This window comes from Paenibacillus shirakamiensis (assembly GCF_017874255.1).
GTDB classification, from domain to species: Bacteria; Bacillota; Bacilli; order Paenibacillales; family Paenibacillaceae; genus Fontibacillus; species Fontibacillus shirakamiensis.
The window spans coordinates 110,502-126,740 of the sequence record NZ_JAGGLD010000006.1; the positions used below are offsets into that span (position 1 = coordinate 110,502).

Annotated in this window: 17 protein-coding genes; 13 read left to right on the top strand and 4 right to left on the bottom strand. The window is 45.3% G+C overall.

The window, feature by feature from the left end:
- The first annotated feature begins 234 nt into the window (after window positions 1-234).
- From J2Z69_RS15620 to J2Z69_RS15670, 11 genes are all read left to right on the top strand, one after another.
- Window positions 235-1,329 carry a CgeB family protein gene (locus J2Z69_RS15620; protein WP_209864645.1) on the top strand — a complete coding sequence of 365 codons (1,095 nt, stop codon included), beginning with the start codon at window positions 235-237 and terminating at the stop codon, window positions 1,327-1,329.
- A gap of 45 nt (window positions 1,330-1,374) precedes the next feature.
- Entirely contained in the window at window positions 1,375-2,511 is a 1,137-nt protein-coding gene (locus J2Z69_RS15625) for a CgeB family protein (RefSeq protein WP_209864648.1), read from the top strand.
- A 62-nt stretch (window positions 2,512-2,573) separates the two neighbouring features.
- Window positions 2,574-4,076, top strand: coding sequence for a glycosyltransferase (locus tag J2Z69_RS15630; RefSeq protein ID WP_209864651.1), 1,503 nt, complete (start codon window positions 2,574-2,576; stop codon window positions 4,074-4,076).
- Between the two features lie 28 nt (window positions 4,077-4,104).
- Window positions 4,105-5,199, top strand: coding sequence for a non-hydrolyzing UDP-N-acetylglucosamine 2-epimerase (wecB, locus tag J2Z69_RS15635; protein WP_209864654.1), 1,095 nt, complete (start codon window positions 4,105-4,107; stop codon window positions 5,197-5,199).
- Complete coding sequence (locus J2Z69_RS15640) at window positions 5,189-6,175, top strand: polysaccharide biosynthesis protein (protein WP_209864657.1); 987 nt, start codon at window positions 5,189-5,191, stop codon at window positions 6,173-6,175. Before wecB ends, J2Z69_RS15640 begins: the two co-directional genes overlap by 11 nt.
- On the top strand, window positions 6,172-7,008 hold the full coding sequence (locus J2Z69_RS15645; protein ID WP_209864660.1) for a dTDP-4-dehydrorhamnose reductase family protein: 837 nt from the start codon (window positions 6,172-6,174) through the stop codon (window positions 7,006-7,008). Before J2Z69_RS15640 ends, J2Z69_RS15645 begins: the two co-directional genes overlap by 4 nt.
- Window positions 6,995-7,906, top strand: coding sequence for an NAD-dependent epimerase/dehydratase family protein (locus tag J2Z69_RS15650; protein ID WP_209864662.1), 912 nt, complete (start codon window positions 6,995-6,997; stop codon window positions 7,904-7,906). The genes J2Z69_RS15645 and J2Z69_RS15650 overlap by 14 nt, the downstream gene beginning before the upstream one ends.
- Window positions 7,903-8,619 (top strand): glycosyltransferase, encoded by a 717-nt coding sequence (locus J2Z69_RS15655; RefSeq protein ID WP_209864665.1) that lies wholly within the window; start codon window positions 7,903-7,905, stop codon window positions 8,617-8,619. Before J2Z69_RS15650 ends, J2Z69_RS15655 begins: the two co-directional genes overlap by 4 nt.
- A 50-nt stretch (window positions 8,620-8,669) precedes the next feature.
- The gene (locus tag J2Z69_RS15660) at window positions 8,670-9,248 is read left to right on the top strand and encodes a class I SAM-dependent methyltransferase (RefSeq protein WP_209864668.1); all 579 of its coding nucleotides are present in this window, start codon (window positions 8,670-8,672) and stop codon (window positions 9,246-9,248) included.
- A 26-nt stretch (window positions 9,249-9,274) separates the two neighbouring features.
- Window positions 9,275-9,997, top strand: a complete 723-nt coding sequence (locus tag J2Z69_RS15665; protein ID WP_209864669.1) for a glycosyltransferase — start codon at window positions 9,275-9,277, stop codon at window positions 9,995-9,997.
- Window positions 9,994-11,043 carry a glycosyltransferase family 4 protein gene (locus tag J2Z69_RS15670; protein ID WP_209864672.1) on the top strand — a complete coding sequence of 350 codons (1,050 nt, stop codon included), beginning with the start codon at window positions 9,994-9,996 and terminating at the stop codon, window positions 11,041-11,043. The genes J2Z69_RS15665 and J2Z69_RS15670 overlap by 4 nt, the downstream gene beginning before the upstream one ends.
- Window positions 11,044-11,174: 131 nt before the next feature.
- Here the strand turns inward: J2Z69_RS15670 and J2Z69_RS15675 are convergent, their stop codons facing one another.
- Both J2Z69_RS15675 and J2Z69_RS15680 read right to left on the bottom strand, forming a co-directional pair.
- Window positions 11,175-11,348: a hypothetical protein gene (locus J2Z69_RS15675; protein ID WP_209864675.1), complete on the bottom strand. Its 174-nt coding sequence runs from the start codon at window positions 11,346-11,348 to the stop codon at window positions 11,175-11,177.
- On the bottom strand, window positions 11,326-12,576 hold the full coding sequence (locus tag J2Z69_RS15680; RefSeq protein WP_209864677.1) for a glycosyltransferase family 4 protein: 1,251 nt from the start codon (window positions 12,574-12,576) through the stop codon (window positions 11,326-11,328). Before J2Z69_RS15680 ends, J2Z69_RS15675 begins: the two co-directional genes overlap by 23 nt.
- Before the next feature lie 81 nt (window positions 12,577-12,657).
- Here J2Z69_RS15680 and J2Z69_RS15685 point away from each other — a divergent pair, with 81 nt between their 5' ends.
- Window positions 12,658-13,104 carry a hypothetical protein gene (locus tag J2Z69_RS15685; protein WP_209864680.1) on the top strand — a complete coding sequence of 149 codons (447 nt, stop codon included), beginning with the start codon at window positions 12,658-12,660 and terminating at the stop codon, window positions 13,102-13,104.
- 36 nt (window positions 13,105-13,140) lie between these two features.
- Here J2Z69_RS15685 and J2Z69_RS15690 read toward each other — a convergent pair whose 3' ends face one another.
- Together J2Z69_RS15690 and J2Z69_RS15695 are read right to left on the bottom strand one after the other, a co-directional pair.
- Complete coding sequence (locus J2Z69_RS15690; protein WP_209864683.1) at window positions 13,141-13,545, bottom strand: hypothetical protein; 405 nt, start codon at window positions 13,543-13,545, stop codon at window positions 13,141-13,143.
- A gap of 184 nt (window positions 13,546-13,729) precedes the next feature.
- A complete protein-coding gene (locus J2Z69_RS15695) occupies window positions 13,730-14,809 on the bottom strand; it encodes a glycosyltransferase family 4 protein (RefSeq protein ID WP_425355020.1) in 1,080 nt (359 codons plus the stop codon).
- A gap of 171 nt (window positions 14,810-14,980) precedes the next feature.
- Between J2Z69_RS15695 and J2Z69_RS15700 the strand changes: the two genes are divergently transcribed.
- Entirely contained in the window at window positions 14,981-16,231 is a 1,251-nt protein-coding gene (locus tag J2Z69_RS15700) for a YhcN/YlaJ family sporulation lipoprotein (RefSeq protein ID WP_209864689.1), read from the top strand.
- Window positions 16,232-16,239 lie beyond the last annotated feature (8 nt).

Genomic DNA, 16,239 nt, shown 5'->3' on the forward strand with positions numbered 1-16,239 from the left:
AAGGTTGGTTTTTTGTCATTCTCTAGGGGGGACGGTGTTCTCTTAATCTAAACCTAGATACATAGAACGATGGCGACTGTTCAGAAGGCGTCAGCCATCAATTCATAAAGGAAGTAGTGTACTTCCAAACGTAGGGGGCATTCGCCAATTTTAGGTGTCTACGGGTAACCGTCCATGATGCACGTGTACCCGGTGCATATATGTATAGGGATAGTTAAACCAAGACAGATAGGAATGGATGCCGTGAGAAACCTGCTTGACGAAGGGCGGTTAGACGGCTATGCCCCGGGATTCCGGGAGGGTTACCGATTCGGAGGATGTCAGGCCGTGCTTGACGATATTCCGGTGGAACCTTTAGGGAGACATCACTGGCGTGTTCTCTATATCCCACAAGGATTTGATGCTATCGATCGGAGTATCATGGATGCCCTTGAACAAATTGCGGCAGAATGCAAAGTGGCTTCAGCTGCAGAAATGGTGGCAGAGGCTGCAACATATCAGCCCGATTTGGTCCTTGTGATGAACGCCTTACATGTCTTCCCTGCCGATCATGCTGAACATATCCAACTTGTTCGTCAAATGGGTATCCGAACCGCAGTATGGTTTGTAGATGATCCCTATTTTACAGACGATACCGCCCTACTATGCAGACACTATGACGATGTATTTACTCACGAAATTTCAGCCGTATCCTTTTATAAGGAGATGGGGTGCCCTCGTGTGCATTACCTCCCCCTTGCCGCTAGCTCCACCTTGTATAGTCCACAGAAAACAGCGCCTAAGTATCATTTTGATGTAGCTTTTATCGGGAATGCTTTTTGGAATCGCGTGGCCTTATTCGATGAGATGGCTACATTTCTAAAGCATAAAAAAGTGTTAATAGCTGGAGGCTTCTGGGAACGGCTGACGCAAAAAGAGAATTTGAATCCTTTTGTCCGTAGCGGCTGGATTCCACCAGAAGAGACGGCTAGATATTATAACGGGTCTAGAATCGTCATCAATATTCATCGCCCGACGACCGTAGGCATGGATAATCATAACAGTCGAGATTTGCCAGGGCATTCAATTAACCCTCGAACGTATGAGATCAATGCTTGCGGAACACTGCAGATGACCGATATTCGGGAAGGGCTCAAGACGTACTATCGTCCAGGATATGATATTGAGACATTCAACGATGCCCAAGATCTTATGTCTAAGATCGAATATTATCTAGCGCATGAAGAGGAACGTCTTCAAGTCGCGTGGCGATCACTATGTACAACGCGTAAGTATCACACGTATCCTGACCGAATTCGGCGGCTTCTTGATACGTCATCTTCTTATTAGATCCATATATACGTTTTGGACACAAAGCCAGACAGGAGTGAAGATATGTTAAGAAGAAGGGCACATACTTCGGCACTACACGCACCCATTGAAATAGGGTTAGATCCTCTTAACAAAGGTCGTGCTGCTGGACGACAAGATGGATACGATGAAGGTTATTTACGAGGCCGTGCAGACGTTATCGTAAATCGTCATCGCCCCTCTTTTCCGATTCGTAATCTCAAAGTGCTGTATGTAGCATCCGGCAAAGGATTTCCTTATTCCCCTATTGATGAAGCCGTACTGACTACACTTCGTACGTTAACTACCGAGGTTATTGTCAGTGATGTGAGACAGCCGATCGGGCAACTTGCCGCAGAACACCGTCCTGATTTGGTCCTTGTGTTAGATGGGATGGAGCTAGCTGTAAGCGAGATGGAGGCCGTCAGAGCACAAGGCATTCGCAGTGCCGTATGGCTTACCGATGACCCTTACTATACAGATATCACTATGAACATCGCAGGCTACTATGACCATGTATTTACCTTAGAACTGAATAGTGTGGCCTTTTATCAACAGATGGGATGTGCGAACGTTCATTATCTTCCCTTTGGCGCTTTTACGGATCATTACCAGCCTGTACGGACCCTGTCCAAAATTCGGCGAGAGATCAGTTTTATAGGCTCAGCTTACTGGAATCGAGTTCATTTCTTCAGCCCTGTTATTAAGGAATTGATGAATGATGGATTAAGTATTAATGGCATTTGGTGGGACCGCCTGCCTGAATTCTCCGAATACTCTGATCGTATAGAACTGGGCAAGTGGATGGGTCCAGAGGAGACCGCAGAAACCTACAGTGGAAGCAAAATCGTCATAAATCTTCACCGAGCTCATGATGATGATACGGTCAACAATAATACCGTACGCTTATCGGCGGCGTCACCTAACCCTCGAACATTTGAAATTTCGGCATGCGCCACACTTCAACTGGTTGATCGTCGCTCTGATCTGGCAAGATTTTATATTCCTGGAGTAGAGATTGAGACATTTGATTCTCCGCAGGAGATGATGGACAAAGTGCGATTCTATCTTACCCATGAGAAAGAAAGACAGAAGATTGCATTACGAGCTCTGGAGCGGACTTATCGCGAGCACACCTATGCGAACCGCGTGAATCAATTGCTCGCTACCATATTTGGATGATGACTGCGGCGAAGAGAAGGAGGTGAACCGTTCCTCTTCAATCTATGAAGAGAACCTGATCTATGGCCCACAAAGCAAAGATGATGTTATTTTCCCATGTAAGTAATACCCGGAGTATTACGGGAGCGGAGAAGCTGCTTCTCTTTTTCTGCCGTAAGCTCTCTTCCTACTTCGATGTCATGCTTGTTGCCCCTCAGGAAGGACAGATTACTTTACTAGCCCAGCAAGCAGGCATTCGAACATGTATTCATGCTTATCCACTATTCCACGAAATATATACACCCCATGCTCATCTGTTCAAAGATGCAGAGAAGCACAAGATGAGTCTAGCTTGTCAGACCTTAGCTGAGCTTATCCGTATAGAAGCTCCAGATGTGGTTCTTACCAATACTTGTGTGAATGTACTCCCTGCCATGGCGGCTTCCTCCCTCGGGATTCCGGTGCTATGGAGTATTACTGAGTCTATGGTCGTAAATGAATATACGCCACTATCTGTGGCTTTAATTGATCGTTATAGTGACTGGATCACAGGCATATCCGTATCGGCTTTATCTGCTTTCGCAAACCTACCCGTCCCTGAGAAGATCAGTCTCATCTATCCTTCTTGGGACACAGAAGAAATTCATCCAGAGTATTGGGAGCTTCTTAGAGAGCAAAAACGCAGCGAATTCAAATTATTACCCGATCAGCGTTGTATCGGATATATCTCTGCCTTTCTAACTCGTGACAAAGGACTTCGCGATTTCGTGGATATGGCCTTGGCTCTTCTACCTAGTGATCCATCGCTCCGATTTCTCATTATTGGCCGAATTGTCGATCGAGATTTCTATACGGAATGTCTGAGTCGAATTAATGCCTCCGGACACGCAGCCAAATTTCAATTTGTTGTATTTGAACCAAGTGTGGAAGCCGTGTACTGCGCTATGGATCTAATTGTTGTACCCAGTCTCGTCCCGGAAGGATTTGGACTTACAGCCATGGAAGCGATGGCTCATGGTAAGCCTGTGGCGGCTTACGGATCGGGTGGACTTCGTGAGATTCTTGAAGCGGTCGGTTCCACAGAGATGTTAGCTGAGCCCAGAGACTATAAGGATTTAACTGCAAAAATTAAGGCCCAGCTTACAGATCCACAGTCCTTGGCTGATATTGGTAGACGAAATAGAATTCGTGTGCATGAAATTTTTGGAACAACCGCTTATGAACAGCGCTTGAAGCGCACTGTAGAGAGCTGGGTCGCATATAGGCCCGATCTGCTTCAGCTTGCCGAAGACGAGGGTAGAATCGTCGCAGTAAGTCATCGCCCCCATATATTATCCATTTCAACCCCAACAGCTCCTTTGGAGCAGTCTTCCCCAATCCTCCCGCTGCACCATCCACGTACTCGTCGTCGCAAACGGAATGCTTCAAGAACATCAATTAGGTCAAGGAATTTGAGGCCTAGGAAGCGCAAAATCCCAACAACTCGAAGAAGAAAAATTAAACTTTATCCACGCTCTTCTTCTGCATCACGCCGTGCATCCAAGCATAGAGGGGCAAGGCGTAAGGCACGCACAATGAAATCATGACCATTGCATTCGAAAGGAGAGTCTATCGATGAGAATCATGACCATTTTGGGTACTCGACCTGAGATCATTCGCCTTAGTCTAATTATTCCCTTACTCGACAACTATGCCGAGAAGCACATTTTGGTCCATACGGGACAAAATTTCACGCAGAGTCTTAGCGGGATCTTTTTCTCAGAGCTTGGACTTCGTGCACCAGACCATATTCTCCAAGATCAACAAGCCACTTTAGGGGGGCAGCTCTCTACGATGTTCCTTCAAGTAGAGGCTTTGCTTGAGCAAGAGCAACCCGACAAAGTGCTGCTACTTGGGGATACCAATAGTGCTCTATGTGCCTTACTTGCTGAACGCTTAGGTTTTCCTGTGGTGCATATGGAAGCGGGGAACCGCTGTTACGATCTGAATGTACCGGAAGAGAAAAATCGCAAAGTGATTGATGCCATATCCTCCATTAATATGCCTTATACCGAGCAAAGCAAGAAGCACCTGATTCAAGAGGGATTTCCTAGCCAGCGCATTGTCCTCACGGGCAACCCTATTTATGAAGTGATGACCTATTATGAGCCACAGATTGAAGCCAGCACTATCCGCAATAAGCTAAATCTTCAGCCCAAGGAATATTTCCTGGTTACAGTGCATCGCGCGGAGAATGTGGACCAACCTGAGCACCTTAGTCAGATTCTGCAAGGACTGAATCAAGTGGCCGAAGCCCATGGCAAACGATTGATATGCAGTCTGCATCCTCGGACAGCATCCAAAATGACGGAAGCCGATCATCAGCGTATGCATCCACTCGTTGAGTTCCATCAACCATTTGGATTCTTCGATTTCGTGAAGCTTGAACGTGACGCTCTGTGTGCCTTAACAGACAGTGGGACGGTTCAAGAGGAGTGCTGCATTATGCATGTGCCGACCGTCACACTACGCCGGACTACAGAACGGCCAGAGACCGTGGATTGTGGCAGCAATATTATATCGGGTCTGCATGCAGATCATATCGCTTCCTCTGTCAAACTGATGATGGATATGGATCGGAACTGGAACTGCCCGGATGGATACTTGGCAGAGCATGTATCGGAAAAAGTAGTTAAATTTGTGCTTGGAGGGAAAAGGAATGTTCAATAATCAAGTCATCTTGGTCACAGGCGGTACAGGTTCGTGGGGATATGAGCTCATTAAGCAACTTTTACCACAGCAGCCTAAAGAGATCATTATCTATTCGCGGAGTGAGGCTACTCAAGTGGCGATGAGCCGTGCCTTTGAAGATGATCGTTTGACCTTCCGCATCGGCGATATTCGGGATAAGGAAGCCATGATTGCGGCCTGCAAGCACGTCGATTATGTATTTCACTTAGCAGCACTGAAGCACGTTCCAGTCTGTGAAGATCAGCCTTATGAAGCGCTTAAGACGAATGTCATCGGAACCCAGAATGTCATCGATGCGGCCATTGAGAACGATGTGAAGAAAGTCATTTACATTTCGACCGATAAGGCAGCGAATCCATCTAACTTTTATGGAATGACCAAAGCCATCGGTGAAAAATTAATCGTGTATGCCAATTTATTGCCTACTCGGACGAAATTTGTCTGCGTGCGGGGAGGCAATGTACTCGGCACAAATGGCAGTGTCGTTCACTTATTCATGAACCAGATTGAACAGAAGGGCCAAGTGAAGATTACTGATTTCAACATGACTCGGTTCTTTTTAACCTTACCAGATGCAATCAAATTGTTGTTCAAAGCTTCGGTTGAGAGTCTAGGTGGGGAAATCTTTGTCATGACCATGCCCACGTGCAAAATTGTGGATTTAGCGGATGTGCTTATTGAGGCATCAGGGAAGGAAGACGTGCGTGTCATTGAGACGGGAATTCGTCCTGGCGAGAAAATCCATGAAATCCTCATGAGTGATTTCGAGAGTCTTACTACCGTGGTCTATGATGAAGAATATTTAGTTATCCTACCTACGCTGAACATACCTAATCTAAAAGAATTTTACCAGCATGCTCCGCACGTATCGTTCTCCAGCTTTAGTTCGGAGACGAATCTGATGTCCAAAGAGGAGATTCGAGACATCCTCATTCGGGGAGGCTTCCTATCATGAAGCTTCTAATCTTCGGGGGAAGCGGTATGGCGGGGCATCTGCTGGTCCGTTATTTTCAGGAGAAGGGTACGCATCATGTGTTCTATACGACCCGCAACACAGAAGACCCAGAAGGTCTAATCGTCGATGTGAACGATCCTGCACTGGTAGAACGTACGGTCGAGATCGTTCGGCCTGATGTAATTATTAATGCAGTAGGTGTGCTTAATCAGTTTGCGGAAGCGGACAAAATCGGAGCTTTTCACGTGAATGGATTCCTTCCTCATCGGCTTCGGCGTGCTGCCGATGCGATAGGGGCAAGGCTCATCCATATTAGTACGGATTGCGTATTTTTAGGTCTTAAAGGTCATTACAGTGAAGAGGAAGAACCGGACGGAACTTCCTCCTATGCAGTAAGCAAAGCGCTTGGCGAGATCCGGGACCCGGGGCATCTGACGATTCGCACTTCTATTATTGGTCCTGAGGTAAGAACGAGTGGGATTGGATTGCTGCAGTGGTTCTTGAATCAAGAAGGCATAGTACATGGATATACGCACGTTCTTTGGAATGGCGTGACTACGTTAGAATTGGCCAAAGTCATTGAAGCTTCATTAGATTCGAACTTGTCTGGACTTATTCATTTGGCTCATCCTGATATGGTCAGTAAATATGAGTTATTAGAGCTATTTCAGAAGACTTGGCACAAATCGGATGTGACGATTGTCAAAGAGGATGGACCCGTTCTAGACCGTACGCTTCGTTCTACAAGATCTGATGTACAGTTCTCATTACCTCCTTATTCCATCATGTTGGAGGAACTAGCCGAATGGATGATTCACCATGAAGTCTCCTAGTATTCTGATTACGGGAGCTTCGGGCTTCACGGGGATGCATGCTTGTACACATTTTGCCTCTAAAGGCTATGAGGTAACAGGAACGGTTCGAACGTTAGGCATACATGCACGTGTGCCTGACGTGAACTACATGGCCTGTGATCTTACAGACGCCATACAGGTGAAAGAGGTCGTGGAACAGGTGAAACCTATGTGGGTGCTTCATTTGGGAGGGAAGAATTCCGTTCCGGAATCGCTGCATCATCCTTTGCTATATATGCAGTCTAATGTGATGGGTACACTGCATTTGCTTGAAGCTCTGCGAATCCAGCCCGAATGCCGCATCCTTGTCGCTGGATCAAGATTAAAGTTCGATCTCACCGTCCCCTTATCTCCGACTCATCCTTATGCACTCAGTAAATCCATGCAAGAGATCGCCGCGCTTTCTTGGGGGGATCTTTTCGGGCAGGACGTTCTGATAGCTGAGCCGGGTAACCTGATGGGGCCCGGACCATCCACGGGTATTTGTTCTTTATTTGCTAAATATATTGTGCAAGTGGAACAAGGTAAGAATCCACCCGTGTTCAGATTATCTTCTCCCGATGAGCGAAGGGATTTCCTAGATGTTAGAGACGCGGTTCTTGCCTATGAGAGGTTGCTAGCACAAGGTGAGACGGGAAGTATTACGCCGGTGTGTTCAGGTATTGAGCATACGCTCGGGGAAGTAGCACATGAGATGATAACCTTATCGAATCAGTCTATCCCTTTTGATCAAGGTACCTCGAAGAATGTATCTACCGCTCTGCCTATTCAGCCGCACCATCTTAGGTCGCTAGGTTGGGAGCCAGCGTATGCATGGGCATCCTCGTTGGAGGCGATTCTGGAGTACTTCCGTGAAGAAGGGAGAGCGTCGTCATGAATCCCCGTGTAACAATCATCATTCCTTTCTATAATTGTCGCTTCGTTGCCTTGGCGATTCAAAGTGCGCTTAGGCAGACGTACAGCAATGTTGAGATTATCGTAATAGATGACGGCTCGACGAAGTATGCAAGATTAATTAATCCTTTTCGCCATCGTATACATTACTTGGGCAAAGCGAATGGTGGTACAGCAACGGCTCTGAACCATGGCATTCATTATGCTTCGGGAGATTACATTGCGTGGCTGAGTTCAGATGATCTATTTTACCGAAATAAAATACTGCATCAGGTGGGTTTCATGATAGAGCGTGAAGCCCCCATCTCTTATACAAATTTTAATTATATCAATAGCAGCGGAGCTATAACTTCCCGGGGAGTATGCGGAGCTACACGAAGTCCAAGGCAGTTGTATGAGAGTTTCCTTACAGGTAATCCAGTCAATGGATGCACGGTGATGATACGTAAAGATGTATTTCAACATATTGGAGGTTTTGATGAGAGCCTGCCGTACACCCATGACTATGATTTTTGGATGCGGGCTGCGCTTTCTGGTTTGTATTTTCCCTATTTAGAAAAGAATTTGACGGCCTACCGCTGGCATCCAGGTATGGGTTCCGTACGGCATAGCGCTGTGATTACTCAAGAAATTGAGCAGGTTCGTTCCAAATATGCAGGAGCGATGCAACAGCTTGTGTCGATCACACCAGGGTAAGGGCCGGAGAATCCGTCTCCTTCTTAGGGGAATGGATAAGGGGGAAGTCTATGTATGTAGAACTAGAAGGAGCCGATTTCATTCCTATTTTGAGAGAGCGTCTGCGCTTTACGGATAGTATTCTTGACGTAGGATGCGGGATTGGAGCTATGTGGGATTATTATGATGCTCCCGTGATTATTGGTGTTGATATTCACAGACCTTATTTGGAACATTTGGTACGAACTACAAGAAGAGCGATACCGATTCATACAGATGCAACACGGATAGGAAAGTTGTTCATGCCGAATTCCTTCTCTGCAGTCACCTTGATTGATTCACTGGAGCATTTCGTCAAAGAAGATGGCCTAAAGGTACTGGCCTATGCCGAACAAATTGCCAAAGATCAGGTAATCGTCTTTACACCGCGGGGATTTTTTCCACAGATTGGTGTGGATAATTATAATTTGAACGGAGAGAAATATCAGACGCATTACAGTGGGTGGGAGCCCGAAGAATTGCTAGAACTAGGCTATCATGTCTATGTAATCCGATGCTTTCATAATAGAGATAATGTCTCTTTTGTAGAGGCCTTTGGTAGGGATCACCCCCCTGTAGATGCAATTTTTGCTTGGAAAGAAATAGGCTGAGGGTCAAGGGAAAGTGGTGAGTATAATTGAGTGTTTTTCCAAAAGTATCCGTAATTATTCCGTTTTATAATTGCAAATATGTGAATCAGGCGATCGAAAGTGTCTTACAACAGACCTATCCTCATGTAGAGATTATTGTAGTGGATGATGGTTCGACGAGTAATCAGGAATTAATCGAGCCTTACAAACACCGTATTCGTTACCTCTACAAACCTAATGGTGGCACAGCAAGTGCGCTGAATTATGGCATTGCACATGCGACGGGACAATACTTTGCTTGGCTGAGTTCAGATGATAGATTTCTTCCTAACAAATTAGAGCAACAACTTGGCTTCATGTATAAGAAGGGAGCTGCCGCTAGTTTTACAGCTTATTATTATATTGATGATACGGGGAGTAGAACAGGCGAGGTCCATAATATCTTCAAGACACGCCAAGAGTTCTACGAAGTACTGTTAAAAGGTTGTCCAATTAACGGTTGTTCGGTCATGCTTCATATGAATGTGTTCAAGCAAGTAGGTGTGTTTGATGAAGAGCGCCTCTACACGCATGACTATGATCTCTGGGTTCGGGTGCTGGAGATCTACACATTTGAATATTTGGATGAGCTTCTATTGGAATATAGGGTGCACGGAACCATGGGGACACTAACACACTGGGACGAGATTATGCAAGATATGCAAGTGATACAACAAAAACATGGAAATATCCTGAATAGACTCATTCTTAAAGAGGGGGAGAGTCCATGAAATTTATGTTTGCCATTGTCACCCTATGCCATGGAGGAGCACAGCGGATGTTAGCTGAGATCACGAATGGGTTATCCGATCGAGGGCACGAGGTTACTATTGTGATGCCGGAGCAAGGCGTCATTGAGTACGAAATCCGGTCGCATGTTGTACGAGTGCCAGGGCTGGATTTATTAGCCCATCATTTTCCCGAGGCCGATATTCTAGTCTCCAACTTCTATACTACAGTTCAACCCGTCCAAGAAGCTAGCGAACAAGGAAAGGGACTGCATATTCGATTAGCGTTATGCTATGAGCCTCCTTTCTTAGATGATAATCAGTCATCATTCCCAAGTTATCATCTAACCCAAAATCTACTGGTGTTATCGGATTGGCAGCAGGATCTCATTCAATTATTGCATGGAGTGAAAGGTGAAATTGTACCGATTGGCGTATCTCCATTCTTTTATAATATGAATATTAGATCGCACTTTGAGGGACCCTTACAGATCACCGCGATCTTAAGAAGAATTGAGAATAATTTCTCCTGGCACCGAGAGCAGCATTATCTGGTCGCTGAGATGGATCGCGTGCTGGATAAACATCCAGACATTATTATCAATTTGATATGCCCACCGAATGAATTTGCAGAATCGCAGTGGTTACAGAATTTAAGAGATACGGGAAAATATAGAGTGTTGACCCCAGCTGATGATGTTGAGCTGAGATATCATTATAATCATACGGATATCTTTGTTAGCTCAGGGACCTATGATGCGGGCTCACTGCCAGGTCTTGAAGCCATGCGCTGCGGTGCGGCACTGGCTACGGTATATTCTGGGGGCAACCGGGAATATGGACGTCATGAGCGGAACTGTCTAATGTCTTATCGTTATGAGAATCGTCTTGCAGATGATGTGAATCGACTCATTGAGGAAGAAGAACTTCGTCTTCGCCTCAGTGCAGCGGGAGAGAAAGCTTCTTACCATTATGTATGGGAGAAGAGCATAGAGGCATTCGAACGTGCAGTGCAGTTGATCTTAGCTAGATCTCCATTACATCGGTAAAGCCCTCAGGGGCTTTTTTTGTATCAAATATTTTTGTTAATTTATTTAAAAGGAACCGGGATTCAAAAGATATCACGTCATATTACTTCAACAAAAAAAGCTTCCTAAAGGGAGCTTTTTGTTTGTCTTTTTTAGTTTTGATCTTGGACAAGGGCTTCCATAATTCGTGGATCGGGAATGATGTAATCTTGCGGTAGGGCTTCTTTGAGCCTATTCATAAATAAGTAATCCACCTCTTGCCCACATGAGCCTTCTGGATAAGTAAACCATGCATTGTACAAATCACTGGGTGCTTTGAGCTCCAACCCGGGTTCCTCCAATCATTTGAGTATACAGTGCATGCGTATCATGATACATATGCTCTAATCTACGGTGCTGAAGTACCCATTGTCTAGCCTGTTCCCCTATTTCTTTGGCGAGCTTGGGCTCATTAAAAAGGAGGTGTATGTGCTGGGAGAGAGAGGCTGGTTGATCCGATTCAAATAGTAGCCCCGTGACTCCCTCCTTAATCATTTCAGGAATTCCCGTAACATTAGACCCAATACAAGGAATTCCTGCTAACTGGGCTTCAGTTAAAGAGAACGGCTGTGTATCTTGCAGACTAGGCTGCACGTAGAGGTCAGCCTTTTGCAAAATGGAGGGAACATTCGTTACGTTTCCGATAAATTTCACGATGTGATCAATGCCTAACACTCGGCATCTATGCTCTAGAGTCGCTTGCAAGGTCCCTTCACCCACAATCCAGCATTCAAAGTCCTGACGTTTGTTATGAAGAAATCCAAGAGCCTCAATTAAGACTTGAACCCCTTTGACATATTCCAAACGGCCTGTATACATGATTAGTTTCTTCCCCCGAGGTTTGGGCATTGGAAATGGAACCAAAGCGCGGTTAAAAAAGGTCGAAATGTCTACCCCATAAGGAATACGGGTAAGCTTCGTCTCAGGTATTCCAGTTGAAGTAATGAGTTCTCCAATCCATTTTGAACTCACCAGTATATGATCTGCGGATACTGCGCCCCAGTACTCCAGAGCTTGATAATGTTTGCCGTAAGTAGTGTTCCGAAAATCATCCCATCGCAGCTCCGTTCTGACCGAGCGGGTATCCAAATACCCTTCGCGTGCTAACGACCCATGGAAGCTAACTAGTAAAGGGGTAGATTGGGTTAGCACTCTGCGAATGCATACCGCGGCAATGGGATCTTGCGCATGGATCAGATCGTATTGATCTAAGCCCAGAAAGGCGGCTCCCATCTCAAATGCATAGCGGTCACTTTCAATCGTCATAGCCTCAGGTGATGCATGTAAGGTGGGAAGAGGAGCGACAAATAGATTGTTACGAATCAGGGGAAGAATCTTGCTTTTATGAAAACGTTGCGTTCTTCCTTCTACATACACCGAGTGATCGGCTAAGTCGGTCCCCATCATATCGACCTGATGTCCTTCCTTTCTTAGGGAGGCAGCAAGCTGACACATATAGGTTCGTATTCCCCCTATCGTGGATAAGGACCAGTAGGTTACAAGCAGTATTCTCAAGGTATACCCACCTTTACGCATGAGTCTTTCTATAGTGTATGTAGCGAGGGGATATACGCATGGGTTGTCAATAAATTGGGCATGAAGGAACGTAAGCAGAAGCTTAATTTCCGCTCTTGTGCAAGACGGTACGCAGTGCAGCAACATATAGTATGGAGAAGAAAAGGGGGAACCAGCTTGGCGTATTATGTCTTCACTCTCCACCGAAATATACTTCCCTATGGGAAGGTGCATATGATCGATTTGGTGGTCGCAAATTCAGGAACAGAGCCCTTTGAAGTCTATATTGAGGGTGAGCAAGATCGAAGAGTAGCTTTTAAATTTTTATATCATCTTGGGGCTGTAGATAGTGAATTCGGGAGAAGATCGATTCAGGATATTTCGGTTAATGAGGAGTTATTAAACCTTAAGATTATAACCAACCGCCTCTTACCTTATCATTGCGAAATCCGTCTATACTTCCGAGATACAGAAGGGACAACGCTTGGCGTTATTAGCGAGCATCAAATGCATAAGTTATGTAATTAAGAGACAGGAGAGGCCTGTCTCTTTCAAGGTAGAGGGTTACATAAAGGAGATACCAGAGAAGCTTACTGGGCCAATTACACTAGCCGTATTCGCACCAGGTGTCCCTAGCACGGTAACAAGTAACGCATAGGAATAGTAACCTTGAGCAACATTAGAATCTACATAAGAGAAGTTGGTATCATCATAGGCGTTCAAAGCTGCTAAACTCGTGTCTACGGTGAAAATTTGAGTGTTATTACGAACCAGAGTGACTTGCACATTGGGAGAACCTTGGGTCGATTGAATACCCAGAGTTCCTTGAATTTGTGCTTGACCTGAAGACGGAACAAACAATCCGAACTGACACAATAAAGTCTGCTGTGGGGACGGAAGTATAGAAATTCCAATCGAACCACTTGTTGATGCCAGAACACTTTTACCAAAATCGACGACAGTTGCCATAATTCTCAGCTCTCCTCTTTAATTACTTCAATAGTTGGTACTCTATTAATATATGAAAGCATTGAGAGAAGGATTGGACGATACGAAGAGTAACTTCGACTAAGAGGACAAAAAGAGCAGGAAATCGATGGATTTCCTGCTCTTTAACCATTTATAGTAAGCTATCATCATCTATTCTTAACATCTAGCCTACACTTAAGGCATGCATCATCTTGATGAATTGGATTGCATACTGATGCGGGGAAAAGGATTCCTGAATTCGTTGTTCCCCTTGCGCACAGATGTGATTACGCAGAGGAATATTATCGATAAGCTCAAGGCCTAAATGCGCGGCTTGCTCGATATTACCTATGTCATAGAATTTCCCTGTCTGGTCATGGGTAATGAAAGCCCTTACTCCATCGGAGTCTGTGCTAAGAACGGGACAACGGCAGGCCATCGCTTCTCCTACAGCATATCCGAATCCTTCTATAATGGAAGTGGAAAGTAAGAACCCACCAGAATCTGCAATAACCGAGTATTGATGAGGCATGTGAGTATGTGGCACATTGGAAATCATGGTAATCGTGTTACTCAGATCAAGTACATCTAATTGTTCTTGAAATCGTTGATGTTCTTTGGGCTGAGCCAAAGTAGCGTCCGTATACATTCTTAGCTCCACATTGGGTCTAAGCTGCTGAAGTCTTTTTCCAATAAGGAGGAATTCGTTCCAATTCTTATTGGCTTCAATACGTCCTACCCATGCGACAACGGGGTGATTAGGTACTTCTACGGAACGATGATAGAACATAGAGGTATCGAGCATATTCATAATCACAAACTGCTGAAGCCATGGACAAATCTGGCTAAATAAATGCAATAGATGTGTAGTAGGTGGGAGAACAACCCCCTGAGTGTAGGCTTGAAGATCCTTTGCTGCGTCCAAAATAATAACTTGCGCATCTTCCAGAGTACCAAACCCTTGAGCTTCAAATAAAATGGGACCGGGATAGCCCAGTTGTCGGAGTCGCTTCGTCATAGGGAAATCCGAGGTAACGATAATTGCGTCAAAATGCTGAATGGATAAAAGATATGCAATTTCTTCATCTGTATGCATGACGTACGTTGGGATATCCGTAATATTTTGTAGTCCTGAGCCTGCAGCTGTATATAGAAGATGACCTTCTACACCATATTGTCGAAGGGTGTGGCACCTTATACGATTTAGGGTCTCTACACCTCCACTGGGGATGTAGAAAGTAAATAGAATTCTCAAACCGGTCACCATCCTAACCGTTGTATACTCACTACTTACATGGTATGTCCGCCCGGAGTTCACGGTGTGGGTCTTTGCCGTGAATGTTCTATACTTACCTAAATCTTAACTGGATACCTGCCGGGCTACACGTGCATTCTAACTCTTGTCAGTTATTTTACTTATTAGGGGGATGAATTCATGCGTGGATCTAATATTTTTAAGGTATCCTTATCCGCAGCACTACTTGTAAGCATGGTGGGCATGGTAGGCTGTGGCAATGGCAAGGTCAATACGCTCAAAACTCAAAATACACCCGGCAATAAGTACGACATCAAATCCATGAAAAGTAATCGCATTATGGGCCTCAAATACAGTAAGGTACTCAGCAACAAAGTAACGGAATTAGCTCAAGTGCGCAGTGGTCAAGTCTTGGTAACGGACCGTGATGCGTATGTAGCGGTCTCCCTGCATGGACAGAACACGGGGAGCACAGGCTATGGGGCGAAAAGTACGAATTCTGGAGGAACGGATACACGTATTGGAATGAAGGGCCTCGGGCATGGTGCAGGACGTTCAGGTCTTGCAGGTACAATGTACGATGCTATCCGTGGTGGAACATACGGTGCGAATGGTACGGGTGGCACACGCACAACGGGGAATTATGGTGCAACAGGCACAGGCTCAGGTACAAATATGGGCACCGGATATTATGGAGGAATGAACGGAGGCGTTTCGGGGAATTCCTATTATTCATACGGCGGTGGAACGGGAGCAAGATCTAACGCAGGTATGGGATCAGGATATGGAACCGGAATGGGAAGCTACGGAACAAATAGCACAGGTTCTAACAGCAACATTATGAACAGTACAGGCTTGGGAAACGGTACAGGCTCTGGACCGATAAATGGCATGGGGAACTCCGGCATGAGCGGTACAGGGATGAGTGGAACGGGTAGTAGCAATATGGGAATCCACGGATCAAATAAAACTTATGGTACAGGAAATAACAGTGGAACTTATGGAAGTTATAGCAATACACGGGGAAATTACGATACGAACAGCATTCGGGGGAATAGAGGAACGAACGGGAGCTACGGAACGAACAGTACAGGAACTATGGATTACGTGCCGCAAGCACTGAAAAGTGAGATTGAGCGTAAGATCAAGATGACAGCTCCTCACATTCAAAATGTATATATCTCTGCTCACCCAGAGTTTGTATCTAGAGTGAATGGATATGCTACACAATCCATCGGGGGTCAAGCTCTGCAAGGGGTGGAAAATGATTTCAGCACGCTGATTCAGCGTATTTTTCCATCGCGAAACGGAACGATGACAGGACCGAGTGGATTAAACGTAACGCCACAGAACAATTCTAGAACGAATACCAACATGAATATGACGAATGATACAATGGACCAAGGTTACCGTGGAAGCGTTACGCGTTAAAAGATAAA